At 68.0% G+C, this 17513-nt stretch carries 18 protein-coding genes; 8 read left to right on the top strand and 10 right to left on the bottom strand.

Annotated features, from left to right (window positions below):
- The first annotated feature begins 53 nt into the window (after nt 1–53).
- Together BLU55_RS06835 and BLU55_RS06830 are read left to right on the top strand one after the other, a co-directional pair.
- Nucleotides 54–233, top strand: a complete 180-nt coding sequence (locus BLU55_RS06835; RefSeq protein WP_091727615.1) for a hypothetical protein — start codon at nt 54–56, stop codon at nt 231–233.
- 135 nt (nt 234–368) lie between these two features.
- On the top strand, nt 369–665 hold the full coding sequence (locus tag BLU55_RS06830; protein WP_091727612.1) for a hypothetical protein: 297 nt from the start codon (nt 369–371) through the stop codon (nt 663–665).
- Nucleotides 666–1163: 498 nt separating this feature from the next.
- Here BLU55_RS06830 and BLU55_RS06825 read toward each other — a convergent pair whose 3' ends face one another.
- The 4 genes from BLU55_RS06825 to BLU55_RS06800 all read right to left on the bottom strand — a co-directional run bounded on the left by BLU55_RS06825 (nt 1164) and on the right by BLU55_RS06800 (nt 5329).
- The gene (locus BLU55_RS06825) at nt 1164–1544 is read right to left on the bottom strand and encodes a hypothetical protein (protein WP_091727609.1); all 381 of its coding nucleotides are present in this window, start codon (nt 1542–1544) and stop codon (nt 1164–1166) included.
- 278 nt (nt 1545–1822) lie between these two features.
- On the bottom strand, nt 1823–2137 hold the full coding sequence (locus BLU55_RS20135; protein ID WP_407938429.1) for a tyrosine-type recombinase/integrase: 315 nt from the start codon (nt 2135–2137) through the stop codon (nt 1823–1825).
- A gap of 206 nt (nt 2138–2343) precedes the next feature.
- On the bottom strand, nt 2344–3516 hold the full coding sequence (locus BLU55_RS06815) for a CHAP domain-containing protein (protein WP_231917160.1): 1173 nt from the start codon (nt 3514–3516) through the stop codon (nt 2344–2346).
- A gap of 1399 nt (nt 3517–4915) precedes the next feature.
- Nucleotides 4916–5329, bottom strand: coding sequence for a hypothetical protein (locus BLU55_RS06800; RefSeq protein WP_091727596.1), 414 nt, complete (start codon nt 5327–5329; stop codon nt 4916–4918).
- A gap of 198 nt (nt 5330–5527) precedes the next feature.
- On the opposite strand from BLU55_RS06800, the gene BLU55_RS06795 reads away from it, so the two are divergent.
- The gene (locus BLU55_RS06795) at nt 5528–6919 is read left to right on the top strand and encodes a hypothetical protein (protein WP_157682764.1); all 1392 of its coding nucleotides are present in this window, start codon (nt 5528–5530) and stop codon (nt 6917–6919) included.
- Between the two features lie 129 nt (nt 6920–7048).
- Here the strand turns inward: BLU55_RS06795 and BLU55_RS06790 are convergent, their stop codons facing one another.
- The 6 genes from BLU55_RS06790 to BLU55_RS06765 form a co-directional block, all read right to left on the bottom strand.
- A complete protein-coding gene (locus BLU55_RS06790; protein ID WP_091727590.1) occupies nt 7049–7858 on the bottom strand; it encodes a hypothetical protein in 810 nt (269 codons plus the stop codon).
- A gap of 441 nt (nt 7859–8299) precedes the next feature.
- Nucleotides 8300–8734, bottom strand: a complete 435-nt coding sequence (locus BLU55_RS06785) for a hypothetical protein (protein WP_091727588.1) — start codon at nt 8732–8734, stop codon at nt 8300–8302.
- Complete coding sequence (locus BLU55_RS06780; protein ID WP_157682763.1) at nt 8731–9066, bottom strand: DUF6907 domain-containing protein; 336 nt, start codon at nt 9064–9066, stop codon at nt 8731–8733. Before BLU55_RS06780 ends, BLU55_RS06785 begins: the two co-directional genes overlap by 4 nt.
- Nucleotides 9067–9077: 11 nt before the next feature.
- On the bottom strand, nt 9078–9344 hold the full coding sequence (locus BLU55_RS06775) for a hypothetical protein (RefSeq protein WP_157682762.1): 267 nt from the start codon (nt 9342–9344) through the stop codon (nt 9078–9080).
- Between the two features lie 466 nt (nt 9345–9810).
- Nucleotides 9811–10416, bottom strand: a complete 606-nt coding sequence (locus tag BLU55_RS06770; protein WP_091727579.1) for a hypothetical protein — start codon at nt 10414–10416, stop codon at nt 9811–9813.
- Nucleotides 10417–10540: 124 nt separating this feature from the next.
- Nucleotides 10541–12106: an amino acid permease gene (locus BLU55_RS06765; protein WP_091727576.1), complete on the bottom strand. Its 1566-nt coding sequence runs from the start codon at nt 12104–12106 to the stop codon at nt 10541–10543.
- Between the two features lie 148 nt (nt 12107–12254).
- Here BLU55_RS06765 and BLU55_RS06760 point away from each other — a divergent pair, with 148 nt between their 5' ends.
- From BLU55_RS06760 to BLU55_RS06740, 5 genes are all read left to right on the top strand, one after another.
- Nucleotides 12255–13007, top strand: a complete 753-nt coding sequence (locus BLU55_RS06760) for a FadR/GntR family transcriptional regulator (RefSeq protein WP_231917089.1) — start codon at nt 12255–12257, stop codon at nt 13005–13007.
- 13 nt (nt 13008–13020) lie between these two features.
- Nucleotides 13021–14385: a glutamine synthetase family protein gene (locus tag BLU55_RS06755; RefSeq protein ID WP_091727574.1), complete on the top strand. Its 1365-nt coding sequence runs from the start codon at nt 13021–13023 to the stop codon at nt 14383–14385.
- A gap of 80 nt (nt 14386–14465) precedes the next feature.
- Nucleotides 14466–15827 carry an aldehyde dehydrogenase family protein gene (locus BLU55_RS06750; RefSeq protein ID WP_172833880.1) on the top strand — a complete coding sequence of 454 codons (1362 nt, stop codon included), beginning with the start codon at nt 14466–14468 and terminating at the stop codon, nt 15825–15827.
- Between the two features lie 50 nt (nt 15828–15877).
- Nucleotides 15878–16657, top strand: a complete 780-nt coding sequence (locus tag BLU55_RS06745; protein WP_091727571.1) for a 3-oxoacyl-ACP reductase — start codon at nt 15878–15880, stop codon at nt 16655–16657.
- Between the two features lie 4 nt (nt 16658–16661).
- Nucleotides 16662–17372 (top strand): gamma-glutamyl-gamma-aminobutyrate hydrolase family protein, encoded by a 711-nt coding sequence (locus tag BLU55_RS06740; RefSeq protein WP_091727569.1) that lies wholly within the window; start codon nt 16662–16664, stop codon nt 17370–17372.
- Nucleotides 17373–17513 lie beyond the last annotated feature (141 nt).

The following is a 17513-nucleotide window of genomic DNA, read 5'->3' as shown; positions in this document are numbered from 1 at the left end:
TCACGTCGGCCGGGTACGTTTCGAGTTCGTCTGCCAGCACGGAGGTTGCCGGAATGAGCAAGTACGTCGCTACCGCTCTCCGCTGGGAGAGCGGCTGGGAGCTGCACGTCGAGGGCGAGGGTGTGACTCAGGTCCGCACGCTCGACAACGCGGTGGCCCAAGTCCGTGACTACCTCGAGACCGTCCACGACCGGAGCTTCGACGACGCCGAGGTCGAGATTGTCCGAGGCTGAGCTCCGCTAGAGGGCTATACCGCGAAATCTCACCTTCCCGGCATTGACCTCGAAGGTGGCCTTGCAAGGGGCAATACGGAGGACGCTGCGAACAGAGCTGGCCGGCCGGGGCCTGCAACGTCGAACGGGGTCGTCATGTCGTCACTCGCGCAGTCACTGGTGTACCTCGGCGGGTTTTTAATCCTGATGCTCACCGTGTTGCAGGGGATGCGGATCTTGAAGGGCGGCAAGTTCTCGTCCAACTTCGCCAAGCTCTTCGGGCTCATCACCCTCGCCGTCTTGGCGACGATCATCGCCGTCCAGGGGATCCCCGAAGAGGCCCGGACTCCACTGTTCACGCTCTTCGGAACGATCGCGGGATACCTCGCTGGCTCAAAGACGAGCGCTGCGACCGTTCCCGACGGGGCAAAGATCAACGAGAACGGGCTGTAGCCAGTGCGTTGCCCGCGAGTTGTGCGTGATCTGCCCGCACCCAATCTCGAACCCCCTGGCGCATGTGGGGGATCGTGCCCTTTCGGGCACGCTTGCCTTCCGCCAAGTGTGGGCTCTAGATGTAGCTAGGCTGCACCCGTGAGTTCGCAGACTTCTCGGCTAGCAACAACCGCAGTCATGTGTGCGGGATTATTTGTCGGTGCTGGCGCCGCGCCTGCCCATGCCGCCGAGTGCATGTCAAGTGCGGAGTTCTCCAGCGCCAGGACCGCTTGGCAGTCGGAGGGGCTGACCCGTGCAGGCGTGCGAGCCCGGTTCGACTTCGACGGCAAGTTCGTGTCCCAGAAGGACGGCACTCTTACCCGTCGCTACGTCGCCTGCTCCGGAAAGCCGGGGATCGTCAGGTACCGCCACTTTCAAGCAGCTCCGGGACCCTCGTCGGTTTGGTGGGTCGTCCAAATGAAGCGAGGTTGAGGTCCAGAGCCGCACAACCGTGAGTGCTCAGAATCGGGCCACCCATGGGTGCATCGACTTTGGGCCGGGGCTGTAGTCCTTGTTTCCGCCTGACTGTGTAGCAACGCGGACACGGACCTTCGAGTACTTCCCAAGGCACTTCGGTCCGGTAGTCCACCGGATGACGTCCGACTGGTAGTTCAGCCCCTGCTCGATAGGGCAGTTCAGTGGCTCGTTGCCGCCGACCTTGAAGATCTGCCAGTCCGAGTCGTAAAGCCCGCTGCCGATCTGAAACTCCGCTCCGGGCTGATCGGGGTTGGTGTCAAGCAAAGCGCTCGCCGACCTGCCGGCCTTCTTCTGCAGATCGTCCACCACGATGCGCACCGTCAGGCGCTCCTCGTTCACCAAGGTGACCTTCCAGATGTCCATAGGGCCAGCCGTGGTCTTCCCGTCAGAGAAGGTGCGGGTGTCGGCAGATGCAGGCGCTGCGGTCGCAGCGACTAGGCCCGCGAGCATGAGTGCTGCCAGGGTGACGCGGGTTGCTGACCGGGACACGACTCTCCCCATTCACTCGAGACACCGGGACGGCCTCAGCCTCGCTTTGGACCGGTGCGTTGCGCAAGGGCGGCCAACCTCCACGTCCGCATCTGCGGGTCAAGGTGCCGCCCGGTCCGCTGGGCTCGAGCGTAGGACATGTGCGGGGGAGTTCAGCTGCTGAGGAAGGCGACCAGTGAGTGCACGGCGTGATCGTCGAGATTTGATCGATTGCGGTCGTACTGCATTGTCGTTCTGGGCTCAGCGTGTCGGGCGAGATCCTGCACTTTGCGGAGTGACGCCCCCGACTCCAGTGCGTTTGTGATGCAGCTGTGCCGCAGCAGGTGGGGGTAGGTGCGACCCGGGATGCCGGCTCGTCGCGCGATGCCTCGGACGATGGTCGCGGGCCCGCGCCTGACGATCCGGGCGGTTACGCGGGTCGGGTAACAGGCCCCGCAGCGGGCGAGTTGTTGCCCGCGATCCCACATCATCGGTCGGCACCTACATCCGCACCCCGTCCCAAATGTCAGGGTCGCGCCCTCGAGACGGACCTTGTCACAACCCGCATGAGGAGCTGCTGCGGGTTGAGGAGCGGCATCGCCCGTGCCCGTTCGCCCCCGCAACCCTGGGCTCAAGGTCCAAGAGGAACCGGCCTCTTTGGCGTCCAGCCGGACCGGTGCCACTCCGGTATGGGTCATGTGCCAGGAGCGATGTGCAGGAACGCTGCTGGGTATTCGGCGGTGCCGGGCGTAAGTACTCTGCGCCCGCTACCGATGTTGTAGCTGGACTCCGTAATCCAGACACGACCACCCTCAACCCGTTCCACAACTGCTACGTGGCCCGACGGACCAATGCCGTAACCCCACCAAGCGATTGATCCGACCGCAGGGGTGCCATTGACTCTCGCAGCACCGAACTGGTTGACGGTCCGTTGTCGCCAAGTGCTGGCGTTGCCCGATCCCGAAAGGCGGGTAGCACCCCGTCTGCTGAGGCTGTATGCCGCATAGTTCGTGCAGTTCCCCAGGGGGTTGACATCCTGGCCCCAGACGGAGACGTTGGGGTTAAAGCCGGTGTAGGCAACGCAGGCGTTGCTACGGGCCGTGCAGGGGAACGGGCTGGGTAGAGCCGATGCGGAGGTCAGAATCTGCCCCTTGGCCCAGAGCGCCCCGCCGGAGCCGTAGATGACGAGATTCCCATCGTCTTGCATCGCCAGCTGGGCTCCGCTGCTGGGAGCCGTGCCGCTGGAGTAGATGGCGCGACCACCGGGGGCGTAAAGCACGAGGTTGCCGTCGGTCTGCATGATGGCGACGACGCCAGGTCCCACTCCTCCGGTGCCCGTCGACCAAGTCGCGCCATTCGGGCCGTAAACGACGAAGTTGCCGTCCGATTGCATGATGGCCGTGTACGAGCCATTCCGGGATCGGACAGATTGACCGGTGTTGAGAACACTGCCTGCGGCCAGGACGTCCTCTCTGTTTGGCGTGCGCCCTCCGCGGCTAGACCAGAGCGGTAGCCCTCCCGACGAGTAGATGACGAGGTTTCCATCGTTCTGCATGACGAGCGTGTTGCCCCGGCTGGGGGCCGTATCTGAACTGAAGGTAGCGACCCCTCCTGCGCGATATACGACGAGGTTTCCGTCGTCCTGTAGGACGACGGACGCCCCATCGCCGGTTCCACCCGTGCCGCTCTGCCATACAGCTCCGTTCGCTCCATAAACGACAAAGTTGCCGTCGTGTTGCATCTCGGCTCTGAACTGACTGTCCGGCGACGAGATCCGCTCACCCGCGCTCATGCGTTGTCCGGAGAACAATGAGCTGGACTCAGCAGCGGTCGCGTCTGGCGCGCTGGCTACGCCAGCCAGCATCATGACGAACACCGCGATAAATCTGGTAACCCAGTGGGTCCTCATAACTGGCCGGCTTTCCGGTTGGTGCGGACACATTCCTGTTGGAACGGTGATGGGTCATGTGGGTGAAGCGCAATAGTGGTCTAAGAAATACAGGGCCGCCCCTCCCGATTGGGTGTGAGAACAACGAAGGCCAGGGATTGCCACTGCGCCTCTGGCGCGACCTGGCCGGCTAGTCGCGACAGCTTCGTGCCCGCCTTCGGCATGATCGAACGTATGTTCTAACGTGAGACCATGCCGCGTCAGCCCCCGTTCCACGTCTGGGTGGACATGACGGGGAAGTGGTCCCTCCCGGTGCCGGGGGTGCTGCTGTCTTGGCGGCGCACCGATCGTCGCGGGTGGGAGGCGTGGGTCGTCCGTGTCGAGTCGTACTCGACAGGGACGGGCTCAGAGGTGCTCGTGTCGCAATCGTGGGTCCCGACGGCGTTGGTGCGGCCTGCTGATGGGTCTTAGTTCAAGGCCAGACCGTCCTGGGTAATGCAGAGAGCGGGTCTCGGGCGGTTGGTAGCTCTGCGTCCGCGGAGTCGTCGATGAAGACTTGGGCCTCGGGTCGGTCAGCGGGTTGGTCGACGCGCTGCCCGGGCGCGTGGCGCCCGGTGCCACCGGGCGCCGACAGGTAGGGCGATGAGGGGGCGGTTGTCACTGCGGTGATCCCTCTCGCGAGGAACCTGGCGGAGCGGAGAGATCGCGGTAAGCGTTCATCGGGTGTGCCGACATGATCCGCCGGAAGACTGTCCGCAAACGTCACGCGCAGCCGGCGTCCTCCAGCCTCTTCAGGGCAATGTGGTATCGCCTCGTAGCGTCACCGCGCTGGCTCTTTAGAAACCCAGCACCCGACCCCGTTACGAGCCCGCCCGCTCCGGTTACGAGGGCGTTAAATGTCGCCCCGGAGCGTGCCAACGTGAAGGCGGCCCAAATCAGAAGAAGCAGCGCAACTCCCGCCAATACGGCTACGAGGACCTGATAGAACATCATGAAACGGTATTGATCATCTACTTCACGTTCGTACTTGGCGCACGTGCTGCGGCTCGGTCCGGCGACGCTTCGTGTTGACGGATCTCCCTCGATGCTCCAGGTCAGGGCTTCCGCATACTCCGTGTCTGTTAGCTTCCCGCTTCTCTCCATGCGACGCGTCTACTCGCTGCGCTCACCGCGTGGCCGGCTTTCCGGGATTGAGTCCACATAGTGGTACGCGCAAAAGTCCCATTAAGGGACTTGGTGACACCAAGCTCGCAAAATGAGGCGGAACTGGTATAGACGCTTCAATACGTGGGCGCCCTGCGAATCTCGCCGCTGAGTCTCGACATTCGGACCTTGACAGCACGCCATTTGGTGGGCACTTCGAATCGCCGCAACGTCCCTAGGCGGGGCGCAGGATCTGCCGGGCAGTGCGGGAGTTGGCCGCAATCTGGGCGTGGTCTGCCCGCACCCATACGCGGACCCCTTGACGCACATGCGGGATCTTCCCCCTCTTGGCCCGCTTGCCCACCGCCTGCCCGCTGATGCCGATGACCTCGCCGGCCTCTTCGAGCGTCAGCCACTCGTGGTCGTCGTCAGGAGGCGCTGTAACGGGTCGTGGGGGAGGGGCGGCCTCCTGCCCGGCCTTGGCCCGGCGGCGCTCCCTGCGACGCTCGAGCACAGCCTCGACGTCCGCACGCAGCAGCGAGGCGTGAGGGCCGCGGGTGCCCCGGGACCGGATCTCGCCGCGGGTCACCAGCTTGGGGACGTTGGAGACGTGGACGCCGAGGATCGCTGCCGCCTGGGCATACGTCACGAAGGCGCCCGTGGTCGCGGCCGGCGTCGACGTTGTGCGGCATGGGACGAGGGTAGTTAAACCCGTGGTGCTCCGACGCAGTTGTCGTGGTGGTTGCGCCCTAGAGGTCACTGCACATAGCGCCGACCTGGCCAAGTATGTCCACAATGGCGCTACGACCGCCCCTAGATCCACCGCAATGGCCTAGGGTCCGCTTGCATGTCGTCCTCGGGTGAAGCAGCGGAAGTCGAAGCAAACGAGTTGTCGCCCTTCGTGGCGGACATCGTTGAGGCGTACGGCCAGTTCGCTGGGCTACAGCAGCAGAAGTTGCGCATGGTCAAATTTGTTGCTGGCCGTGAGGCCGAGATTGACGACCCGGTTGCCACTACAAGCGCCATCCTGCGGGAGCGTTACACGCACGTCGATGGCGACAAGATAGACGCTGTCTTGAACGAAGTAAGTCAGCACCTAACTGTCAAGAAGGGAACCGGAGGGGCGGACCCCACGGTTGCCGTGACCGACCAGATCGAAGAGGTGATGCAGCGATGCCTTTCGATCTTGCCTGCCCACTATGTCTCAACGTGCTTCCTTGAGTTCCTGCAGCAGTCTCTTGAGGCTGCTCGTCGTCCGGGCCAGGCACGCGATTTCCGGACCTCAGTGTTTGCTTCCATGATAGCAGACTTTGAGGCCCTTATGGTCAATGTTGCAACGCGGATGTATTCCGAGAACCCGCTTGCGCTATCGGCAAAAGAGCGCGCGGTAGCGTGGTCCGAAATCTTTAAGCTCGTTGACATTGACGATTTTCGCGAGCAGTTGATTGACGAGGCAGTCGTGGATCTGATGAGAGGGTCCTTTAGTGACTGGATGTCAACTCTTAAGAGAGATCACGGTATCGACCTTGCCAAGTACGCCTCGTCTCCCCAGATCATCGAGGTGTTTCAACGACGTCACGTCCTGATGCACAACGGGGGGATTGTCTCATCTCTTTATCTTCGCAACTGCCCCAAGGTCACGGCGCAGCGCGGTGACAGGCTCGATGTGACCGACGACTATTTCGCTCAGTCCGCCGATCTACTATCCGTTGTGGCCCTCGCACTTTCAGTGCAGGCGTTATTCAAGTACTCGAACGAAGAACGAGTGCAGACCGAGTTGCGCATGGCGGACTGGGTTTACCAACTGCTCTTGCGCCGTCGATACGGTGCGGTGCACGACTATCTGGTCGAGGTTCCGTTTGACAGGATGGCTAGCCTTTCCTCGAAGGAGATCTGTCGGATCAACATGTGGCTGGCGCTCAAGCGTCTAGGGCGCTTCGACGAGTGCCGGTCAGAAGTCGAAGCCTGGCAGGTCGGACACCTCGAGGATCGGTTCAAGCTGGCTCGGCATTGCCTTCTGGGCGAGGTCGAGGAGGCAGCTCAGTTGTGTGCGGAGATGCGGACCAATGGGTCGCTCCCCCTAAAACACTGGGCAGAGTGGCCGATTCTCGAAGAGGTGCGTGAGTACGAAGCAGAGAGGCCTGACGATCCGGTCATTCCAGAGGTGCCTGCCCTCGAGCCCGAACCCGAACTCGACGGTCCTAACGGCCTTGCCGGGGAACATGACAGCCATCCCTGATCGTTGTATCTTTGAGGCCAAGAGAGACGGAAGGACACCCTCATGAGCACCGAGAGCCACTGACCCAAGTCACATCACCGCGAAGGGGCCGCCCGCTGGGGCTGGTCCCTTCGTCTTTCTCCGCTCCTCCTACCCCGGCTCCGGAAAATTCTCCGTCGTGAGGCCGCCGCGCGGCAGTTGTAGCTTGCTCCGCGTCTCCCCAGCCCGCCGCGCGTTCCAAGCCATCACCACGAGCGCCATGCTCTCGGTCTCATTGACCCGCCCCCCTCCCACGCGCATCTTTACGATGCGGTTGCGCAGCGCGGCAATCGGGTCGTCGGCCGCGAGCCCGTCCCCATCCGCGAGTCGGGCGAGGAACCACAGCGCCTCGTCGGGGTCCAGGTCGCTGAACAGCCAGTGGCAGAGCCCGATGATGCTGGCCGGCAGCATCGTCTTGGGCGCGAGCTTGGAGGCGACCTCGGCGGACCCGCGAAGGCGCTTGTGCTGCTGCAGGAACGCTGACATCTCGGTGGCAGTGGGGCTCAACGAGCCCGTCTTGGTGCGGTAGCCCTTGTCCCACAGGATCGCCCGACGGGTGACCGCTGCGAGCGCGGCGGTGTTCTCCTCGCCCTGGATCCGCAGCGCGTCGGCGTAGGTCCGCTTGGCTCCCGCGTCGACGGTGGGCATGACCTCGGGAGGGATGTCGCGGACCACGATCATGGGGACGGTCGTGCCGGCCGCTACGACGGCGCTGAGGCGGTGCTGGCCGTCCAGGAGGTGCCCGGTGGTCGAGATCTTGATGGTCTCGCCGTTAGTCACCCAGGAGCCCGCAGCCATGTCCCGGGCATACGACGCGATGACCTGGCCGCGGAGGTTGCGGTTGTTGGGGTTCCTTGAGAGCCACTGCTCGGCCATCTCGGGGGAGACGTCGAGGATCTCGACGGTGGGGGTGGGGGGCACTTAAGTCTTTCGGTGTTGGTGGCGGTAGGGGTGGACCAGCGACGGAGGCTGACGGGTGAAAGCCCCGCGGCGTTGGTCGCGGATGGGCACACTGGCTGGATGAAGTTGAAACCCTGGGAGGTTGCCGTACTTCTGGCCGCGGCGGTGTTCCTGCTGGCCTTCAAGTGGATGGGCCGCGGACAAGCAGTGCCGCCGGCATACATGTGGTTCGGTCTGCTCGCCTTCATGCTGGCTTGCTTCTACATAGCCTTCTCGAAGGGGAGGGGGCGTGGGCGAAGGGCCCACTCGAACCCTCCTCGTGCAGATGAGTCCTCCACCCGCACGGAACCCCCCGCCCAGTCCGGCGGGCGTGATGGTGGGGAGCGGCCCGGGGGATAGGTATGGTTCACCGAGCCCCCTCGTCCTCGGTGATCCCGGTCTGCTGCGGGTCGGCTTGGGCCGTCATGAACTGAGGTCCAGGAGGTCGGCGAAGTGCAGCAGCTGCCGCGCCAGGACTCGGGCTTCGCCACCAGTCATGTTGAGCACGATGTGCTGGCGGGTCTTGTGCCCGTCGTACACGTCGAGGTTCACCGCGGGCGTACCCCAGCAACGCTTGTCGCCGGGTGCCTGGAGGATCAGGTCCCAGCCGGCGCTGCGACCTTCGCGCACGACCTGCCCCGTGACCGAATTCCGCAACTCTTCGAGCCGACCCACCAGGTCCGCGGTGCTGTGTACGGCGGCGGCCTCGGCCGTCACGCCTTCATCCACGGCGCGGTGATGCTCGCTGTTGCACCATGCCGGGCACGAAGGGATCAGCTCCTCGAGGAGGGTGTGTTCCCGAGCGAGCTCGCCAGCGGTCTGCTGAAAGGTCTCACGGGTGGCTGTCGTGTCGCTCATGCCTGGCCCTCCAGCAGTTCGCAGGCCAGCAGGAGCGCACGGCCGAGTCGTCGGGCGTCGGCAACGCCCAGGTCCACGCCGTCGTCGAAGCCGGGGTTCGTCTGACCCAGTACCTCGATCGTGTCGGGCCAACGCTCGGCATCGCCTGTGTCGAAGCGGGTGCCGGAGATCCGGACGACGATGGGGTCCTCCGTGTCGGCGGGGAGCCAGCGGTCGATGTCGGGGCTGCTGTGCCAGACGCAGGCATCGTCGGGGTGGCGGTCGCGGTCGATGACGTGTTGGCCGCCGCACCATGTCGGGCAGCCGGTCACCTCGACGGGGGAGGCGGTCACTGTCTGGCTCGTCACGAGTGGGCCTCCATCCACTCAGCGGCGGCAACGGCAGCAGCCGCGAGCCGGCGCAGGTCGTGGGGTGACATGTCGCTGAGCGGGGTCGAGATCAGCCCGCGCGGTGCGCCTTCACCGACCGCCTGAGTGCCGAGCACGCCGAAGTCGGGGCCGTAGTGGTTGGGCGGGTTGTTCTCGTCGACCACGTCCGCGTCGTGGTCGTAGCGCATGCACCACGGCGGACAGACGATGGCTGGGGCTTCGGGGGAGGAGATGAGGGTCATGACGGCTCCGGCTCAGTCGGGGATATTTCACCCCACACCGCTCCTGACCTGCGCGCTTACCTCGCTGAACCGAACAGCGCTCATCCGGTTCTAGTGCGCGACTACCTGGACTGACGACCGTCGGGACCCCCACCAGGGTCCGACGCACGACAGCCCCCGACCACCAGGTGGTCGGGGGCTGTGGTGCGTCGAGACCGGCGTCAGCGGGCGGTGCGGCCCAGCAGGCGGCTCAGCGTCTGTCGCAGCGGCGAGAGGCTGACGATCGAGCGGTCGTGGTCGGCGGAGTGGGCGAGCTCGAGGTCGAGCAGGGTGTGCATGATGGTCCTTCGTCGAGGTGCGGTGCCACGTCGTCGTGGCTCCGGTGCAACCTCGCCGGTGCCCCGCCCCATCCCGGTCGTGCGCCGGGAGGGCCGTGACGTCCGACACCCCGGACCGCCGGGGCGCCGGCCGTCGGCGGCGGGACTGCTCAGGGCTCCATCGGCATGGTGGTGTCCGGCAGCTCGGGAGCCTCGGGGCCCTCGGGGACCTCGACCTCGGGCGTCTCGACCTCGGGGGCCTCGCACGCCTCGAGCGCGCCCTTGGCGTCGCGCAGCGCCTTCTTGGCGGCGTCCCACGTGGCCTTGAGCTCGGCCCGGTCTGCCTTCACGGCGTCGCGCAGCGCCCGGTCGCTGGCGCGCTTGGCGTCGCGGGCCTCGCGGGCCTGCTGCTTGGCCAGGCGGTCGGCGGCCTTCGCGGCGTCGCGTGCCTCCTTGCCCTCCTTGCCCTTCGACGCCTCGGCGGCGTCCTTGGCCGCCTCGCGGGCCGCCTTGGCGGCCTCCCTGGCCTCGCGGGTCTCCTTGGCGCGGTGCGCCTCGGCCTGCTCGTGGGCCGAGGCCTTGGTGTGGCTCGTGTACGCCTGCTGGGCGGCGCGGGCGGCGGTCTGCGCCGTCACGACGGAGGCGGTCAGCGCGGTGGTGTCGCAGGAGTTCGCGCTGGGCGCGGGGGCGTCGGCGAGGGCCGAGGTGGCGGTGCCGCCCAGGACGAGGGCGCTCAGGGCGCCGGCGGCAGCGAGGCGACGGACGGTGTGGCTCATGGGGATCCTCCAGGATGACGGTGCGCCGAGGGAGCGCTCCTGCATCATCACAAATCCGACATATCACCGCATCGGTTTTGGTCGAACGGACGGGCGGGGACGCGGGTCCCGCCCGGGGCCAGGCTCAGTCGTCGAAGGCCTCGACGACGTCGCGGTCGATGGTGACCTTGGGCCCGGTGAACCAGTGTCGGGCCGAGAGCCGCCACCACACCGCGAGGACGAGCAGCGAGCCCAGCGTCAGCACGGGGGCGTAGTTGACGAACTTGAAGGAGAAGTCGTCGCTGAACGGCACGGCCGCCGGGGTGAAGGGGAGCACGAAGTAGACGCAGATGATCGCGATCTCGGCCACGGCGAGCAGGTTCATCCAGCGGTACTTGCGACCCAGGGTCCACGAGCCGGGCTCGAAGGCGTCGCCCATCCGCCAGCGCAGGAAGATCGGGATCAGGAACGACAGGTAGAGCCCGATGACCGCGACCGAGGTGACGGCGTAGAACGCCACCGGCACGGGCGCACCGGCGATGTCCACCTCGATGAGGGCCGGCAGGGTGATGACCACGCCGACCGTGGCGACGAAGACCACGGCGTGGGCGGGGATCTTGGTGCGGGGGTTGACCTGCGAGAGCCAGCGCGAGCCCGGGATCGCGCCGTCGCGGCTGAAGGCGAACGACATCCGCGAGGCACTCGTCAGGCAGGCCACGCAGCAGAAGAGCTGCCCGGCCGTGGAGATGAGCAGCACCAGGAAGTGCCAGCCCTCGGGCAGGGCCTGGCCGAAGATCAGGTCGACGCCGCCGCCGCCCTCGGTGACGGCGGCGGGGTCCTGGACGGCGAAGACGAAGGCGAGCAGCAGCACGTAGCCGCCGATGGCGGAGTAGAAGATCGAGCGCCAGATGCCCTTGGCCGCCCCCTCGGCAGCGCCCTGGGTCTCCTCGGAGAGGTGGGCCGAGGCGTCGAAGCCGGTGATCGTGTACTGCGTCAGCAGGAACCCGAGCGGCAGCACGAGGAACCAGTAGAAGCCGCTGTCGTAGCCCGAGTTGTTGATCCGCTCGGTGAACACGAAGTCGGCGCTCTGGTGGGTCGTGGGCACCAGGACGAGCACGGCGATGACGATCGCGGCGCCGGCCACGTGCCACCACACCGAGATGTTGTTGATCATGGCCAGCAGGTGGCCGCTGAAGATGTTGGCCAGCGAGGCCAGCACGAAGATGGCCACGAACAGCAGGAACACCCGGGTCAGCGAGTAGCCGTCGGCCCAGCTCGAGCTCACCGTCGAGATGGTGAGGTCGAGGAAGGTGGCCGCGCCGTACGCCACGGACGCCGTGACGGCGAGCAGGCCGATGAGGTTGAGCCAGCCGGTGAAGAAGCCGGCCGCGGGGCCGCCCATCTTGGCCGCCCACCAGTAGATCCCGCCCGAGGTGGGGTACGCCGAGACCAGCTCGCTCATGGTGAAGCCGATGATGAGGATGAACACCGAGATGACCGGCCAGCCCCACGAGATCGCGACCGGCCCGCCGTTGTTCCACGCCTGCCCGAAGGTGGTGAAGCACCCGGCCAGGATCGAGATGATCGAGAACGAGATGGCGAAGTTGGAGAAGCTCGACCAGGAGCGGCTGAGCTCCTGCTTGTAGCCGAGCTTCGCGAGCAGCTGGTCGTCGGCGGACAGGCCGTCGGCGTCCCGGGTCGCATCGGTCATGAGGCACTCCTGGCGTGGGGGAGGGGCGCGGGAAGGGGGCGGGCTGCTCGGAGGCTAGACCCGGCCGCAGACCGAGTCCATAGCCCTGTCCGGTTTGGTTTGAACTCAGACCATTGACAGTCCTGAGCAGGGTGCGAGACTGACCCTCGTGCCCCCGTCCGCCCCCGCGCCGCTCGCCGTCGGCCACACCCTGGGCGAGGCGGTGCTGCGTCCCGTCCGGGGCCAGCACGCCTTCGAGTCGTGCGTGGAGCAGCTGGCGACCGCGATCCGCCTCGGCGCCTACCCTCGGGGCAGCGTGCTGCCGCCCGAGCGCGAGCTCGCGGAGCGGATGGGCGTCTCGCGTGCGACGCTGCGCGAGGCGATGGCCGCCCTGCGCGAGGCGGGCCTGGTCGAGACCCGGCGCGGCCGCGGCGGCGGCACGGTCGTCATCAAGCGCCCCGACCTGCGCACCCGGACGACGGCGCGCCAGCAGGCGTCGCGGCGGGCCGGCTGGCTCGACGCGCTGGACTTCCGACGCGTCGTGGAGCCGGGCGCCTGCGCCCTGGCGGCCACCCGGGCGGCCGGGGACCCGGGTGCGGCCGCCGGGCTGGAGGACGCGCTCGCGGCGGTGCACGCCGCCGGCGACCCCGGCTCGCACCGGCAGGCCGACTCGCGCCTGCACCTGCACCTGGCCGCGCTCAGCGGCTCGGACCGGCTGATGGAGGCGGTGACCTCGGTGCAGGCGAGCCTGGACGAGATGCTGCGCGCGATCCCGTCGCTGGAGACCAACATCGCGCACTCGCACCGCCAGCACGACATGATCGTGCGAGCAGTCCTCGCCGGGGACGGCCCACGGGCGCGCCGCGCGATGGAGCACCACTGCGACGACACGGCCGCGCTGCTGCGCGGCCTCCTCGGCTAGGGACGGAGACCCCATGACCCGCAACGACCGACACCTCACCAGCGAGGACCTCGTCACGCGCATCGACGCGGGCAGCATCGACACGGTGGTGGTGGCCTTCACCGACATGCAGGGCCGGCTGCAGGGCAAGCGCCTGCACGCGGCGTACTTCCGCGACCACGTGCTGGGCCACGGCACCGAGGGCTGCAACTACCTGCTCGGGGTCGACGTCGACATGAACACCGTCGAGGGCTACGCCATCACCTCCTGGGAGCGGGGGTACGGCGACATGGAGTTCGTCCTCGACCTCGACACCATCCGGCTGCTGCCCCACCTGCCCGCGACCGCGCTCATCCAGTGCGACCTGGCCTGGCCCGACGGCTCGCCGGTGGTGCAGAGCCCGCGCTCGATCCTGCAGGCCCAGATCGACAAGGCCGCCGAGCGCGGCTGGAAGGCCGTGGCCGGCACCGAGCTGGAGTTCATCGCCTTCGAGGACACCTACGAGCAGGCGTTCACCAGCGGCTACACCGGCCTGACGCCGGTCAACCAGTACAACGTCGACTACTCCATCGCCGGCACCACCCGGGTCGAGCCGCTGCTGCGGGCGATCCGCAACGCGATGTACGACGCGGGCATGGACGTCGAGAGCGCCAAGGGCGAGTGCAACTTCGGCCAGCACGAGATCGGCTTCCTGTTCGCCGACGTCCTGGAGACGGCCGACAACCACGCCGTCTACAAGACCGCCGCCAAGGAGATCGCCGCCCAGCACGGCCAGTCGTTGACCTTCATGGCGAAGTACGACGAGCGCGAGGGCAACTCGTGCCACATCCACCTCTCGCTGCGCGGGCTCGACGACGAGATCGTCTTCTGGGACGACGACGCGCAGGGCCGCACCGCCCTCTACAGCTCGTTCGTCGCCGGCATCCTCGACGGCCTGGCCGACTTCACGCTGCTCTACGCCCCCAACGTCAACTCCTACAAGCGCTTCGCCGACGGCTCCTTCGCGCCGACCGCGATCGCCTGGGGCGAGGACAACCGCACCTGCGCCGTGCGGCTGGTCGGCCACGGCGCCGGCGCCCGGATGGAGAACCGCGTGCCCGGCGGCGACGTCAATCCCTACCTGGCCATCGCCGCCATGCTGGCCTGCGGGCTCGACGGGATCGAGCGCGGCCTCGAGCTGGAGCCGCCGACCGAGGGCAACGCCTACACCTCGGGCAAGCCCACCGTGCCCCGCACGCTGCGGGCCGCGCGTGAGGCGTTCGCCACCTCCGAGCTGGCCCGCCGGACCCTGGGTGACGAGGTCGTCGACCACTACACCAACATGGCCGACGTCGAGCTGAAGGCCTTCGAGGCCACGGTCACCGACTGGGAGCGCCGGCGCAGCTTCGAACGCATGTGACCGCACCGCTCCCACCCCGCCCCACCACCGGCCCGCCGGCCGGCCGCACCCCGTTCCCCGCTGCCCCAGGAGACCTCACCGTGTCCACCCACGCCGTGATCGACCCCGCCACCGCCACGACCTTCGCCGAGGTCGAGATGGCCGACCTGGCCGCCACCGACGCCGCCATCGAGCGCGCCCACGCGGCGTCCGCGAGCTGGCGGGCGGTGGCGCCCGGCGAGCGGGCCAGGCTGCTGCGGGCCTTCGCGTCGGTCGTCGACGCCCACGTCGAGGAGCTGGCGGCCCTGGAGGTCCGCAACGCGGGCCACACCCTGGGCAACGCGCGCTGGGAGGCCGGCAACGTCCGCGACTGCCTCAACTACTACAGCGCCACCCCCGAGCGGCTCTTCGGCCGCCAGATCCCGGTGCCGGGCGGCATCGACGTCACCTTCCACGAGCCGCTGGGCGTGGTCGGCATCATCGTGCCCTGGAACTTCCCGATGCCGATCATGGCGTGGGGGATGGCCCCCGCCCTGGCGGCCGGCAACACGGTGGTGCTCAAGCCCGCCGAGCTGACGCCGCTCACCGCCGTCCGCATCGGCGAGCTCGCGCTGGAGGCCGGGCTGCCCGAGGGCGTCCTGACCGTCGTCCCGGGCGAGGGCCCGGTGGTGGGGGAGCGCTTCGTCACCCACCCGCTCGTGCGCAAGGTCTGCTTCACCGGCTCCACCGCCGTCGGCAAGCGCATCATGGCCGGCTGCGCCGACCAGGTGAAGCGGGTGACCCTCGAGCTCGGCGGCAAGAGCGCCAACATCGTGTTCGCGGACGCCGACGTGGCCGCGGCGGCCGCCAGCGCGCCGTACGCCGTGTTCGACAACGCCGGCCAGGACTGCTGCGCCCGCTCGCGGATCCTCGTCGAGCGGTCGGCGTACGACGAGTTCCTGGGCCGCCTCGAGACCGCGGTCGCCGGGATGCGCGTGACCAACCCGGCCGACGACGACGCGAGCGAGATGGGGCCGCTCATCTCGGCCCTCCAGCGCGACCGGGTGCAGGCCCACGTCGACGCGGCGCAGGTCGCCTTCACCGGCAGCGTGCCGGACCTGCCGGGGTTCTGGGTGCCGCCGACCGTGGCGCTGACCGAGGACACCACCGCGCCGATCTGGCGCGAGGAGGTCTTCGGACCCGTCGTCGCCGTGATGCCCTTCGACGACGAGGCCCACGCCGTGGCGCTGGCCAACGACTCCGACTACGGCCTGTCCGGGTCGATCTTCACCCGCGACCTCGGCCGCGCGCTGCGCGTGGCCCGGGGCGTCGAGTCCGGCAACCTCAGCGTCAACTCCCACTCCGCGGTCCGCTACTGGACCCCCTTCGGTGGCTTCAAGCAGTCCGGCCTGGGCCGCGAGCTGGGGCCGGACGCCCCCGAGGCCTTCACCGAGACCAAGAACGTCTTCATCGCCGACGCCTGAGCGCGTCCACCGACTCGGAACCCACCCCTAGAGAAAAGGACCAGATCACCATGGCAGGACGTCTCGACGGCAAGGTCGCCGTCGTCACCGGCGGGTGCAGCGGCATCGGCCTCGCGACCGTGCAGCGCTTCGTCGAGGAGGGCGCCAAGGTCGTCATCGGCGACATCGACGACCGCCGCGGCCACGAGGTCGTGGGCCAGCTCGGTGGCACCGACCTGGTCACCTACGTCCGCGTGGACGTGACCGACAAGGAGCAGGTCGACGCGCTGTTCAAGACGGCCAAGGACACCTACGGCTCGGTCGACGTGGCCTTCAACAACGCCGGCATCAGCCCGCCCGAGGACGACTCGATCCTCGACACCGACCTCGACGCGTGGCGCAGGGTGCAGGAGGTCAACCTCACCAGCGTCTACCTGTGCTGCAAGGCGGCGCTGCCCTACATGATCGAGCAGGGGCGGGGCTCCATCATCAACACCGCGTCGTTCGTCGCGGTCATGGGCGCGGCCACCAGCCAGATCTCCTACTCCGCCTCCAAGGGCGGCGTGCTCTCGATGAGCCGCGAGCTCGGCGTGCAGTTCGCCCGCCAGGGCGTGCGCGTCAACGCGCTGTGCCCCGGACCGGTCAACACCCCGCTGCTGCAGGAGCTGTTCGCCAAGGACGCCGAGCGGGCCGCGCGCCGGCTCGTGCACGTCCCCATGGGCCGCTTCGGCGAGCCGGAGGAGATGGCCAACGCCGTGCTGTTCCTGGCCTCCGACGAGTCCAGCTTCATGACCGCCTCGACGTTCCTCGTCGACGGCGGCATCAGCGGCGCCTACGTCACGCCCCTCTGAGCCGGTGAGCGCCCCGCTGATCGGCCTGACCACCTACCGCGAGCCCGCGCGCTGGGGGGTCTGGGACCAGCTGGCCGACCTGCTGCCCACCTCCTACGCGCTGGCCGTGGAGGTGGGCGGCGGGGTGCCGGTGCTGCTCCCGCCCGCGATGCCGTACGACGAGGCCGCCATGGCCGTGGTGCGGCGCCTGGACGGGCTGGTCGTCTCCGGCGGGGCCGACGTCGACCCCGCGCTGTACGACGAGCCCGCCCACCCCGCGACGGGGGCGCCCCGCCCCGATCGCGACGCTTGGGAGCTGGCTCTGCTGCGGGCCGCCGAGGACGTCGACCTGCCGGTGCTCGGGGTGTGCCGCGGCCTGCAGGTGATGGCCGTGGCCGCCGGTGGCTCGCTGGTCCAGCACCTGCCCGAGACCCTCGGGACGGCCGCCCACGACCCCGGCGGCGACGGCTTCGGCGACGTCGCGGTGCGCCTCGACCCGACCAGCACGCTCGCGCGCCTGCTCGGGGCCGAGCGCACCGGCGTGCGGTGCCACCACCACCAGGCCGTCTCCACCCACCCCGGCCTGACCCCGGTGGCCTGGGCCGACGACGGCACCGTCGAGGCGCTCGAGCGCCCCGGCGACGGCTTCTGGCTGGGCGTGCAGTGGCACCCCGAGGTCTACGGCGACGCCGACCTGTTCCAGGCGCTGGTGCGGGCGGCCTCGGGGACGGTCTAGACCGTCTCACCGCCGGGTCCCGAGGGGTGGGCCGGCGCCCCCGAGCTCCTTGTCGAGGTGTGGCGCCGGTCACAGACTCCGGGGGCCTCCTCGGGTGAGCCACCCGGTCGCGACGTCGTCGCAGGGGGCCTCACCCCAGGG

It is taken from the genome of Nocardioides scoriae (assembly GCF_900104965.1).
Lineage (GTDB): Bacteria > Actinomycetota > Actinomycetes > Propionibacteriales > Nocardioidaceae > Marmoricola > Marmoricola scoriae.
The sequence above is the reverse complement of the archived record's forward strand: the minus strand, read 5'-3'. Positions and strand labels throughout refer to the sequence as shown.

Bases quoted from the DNA above. Each gene is read 5' to 3' on its own strand.
- BLU55_RS20135 (WP_407938429.1), bottom strand. From the start codon at position 2,137: ATGTGGGATCGCGGGCAACAACTCGCCCGCTGCGGGGCCTGTTACCCG.
- BLU55_RS06795 (WP_157682764.1), top strand. From the start codon at position 5,528: ATGTCGTCCTCGGGTGAAGCAGCGGAAGTCGAAGCAAACGAGTTGTCG.
- BLU55_RS06825 (WP_091727609.1), bottom strand. From the start codon at position 1,544: ATGGACATCTGGAAGGTCACCTTGGTGAACGAGGAGCGCCTGACGGTG.
- BLU55_RS06785 (WP_091727588.1), bottom strand. From the start codon at position 8,734: ATGAGCGACACGACAGCCACCCGTGAGACCTTTCAGCAGACCGCTGGC.
- BLU55_RS06835 (WP_091727615.1), top strand. From the start codon at position 54: ATGAGCAAGTACGTCGCTACCGCTCTCCGCTGGGAGAGCGGCTGGGAG.
- BLU55_RS06775 (WP_157682762.1), bottom strand. From the start codon at position 9,344: ATGACCCTCATCTCCTCCCCCGAAGCCCCAGCCATCGTCTGTCCGCCG.
- BLU55_RS06765 (WP_091727576.1), bottom strand. From the start codon at position 12,106: ATGACCGATGCGACCCGGGACGCCGACGGCCTGTCCGCCGACGACCAG.
- BLU55_RS06815 (WP_231917160.1), bottom strand. From the start codon at position 3,516: ATGATGCTGGCTGGCGTAGCCAGCGCGCCAGACGCGACCGCTGCTGAG.
- BLU55_RS06745 (WP_091727571.1), top strand. From the start codon at position 15,878: ATGGCAGGACGTCTCGACGGCAAGGTCGCCGTCGTCACCGGCGGGTGC.
- BLU55_RS06830 (WP_091727612.1), top strand. From the start codon at position 369: ATGTCGTCACTCGCGCAGTCACTGGTGTACCTCGGCGGGTTTTTAATC.
- BLU55_RS06755 (WP_091727574.1), top strand. From the start codon at position 13,021: ATGACCCGCAACGACCGACACCTCACCAGCGAGGACCTCGTCACGCGC.
- BLU55_RS06770 (WP_091727579.1), bottom strand. From the start codon at position 10,416: ATGAGCCACACCGTCCGTCGCCTCGCTGCCGCCGGCGCCCTGAGCGCC.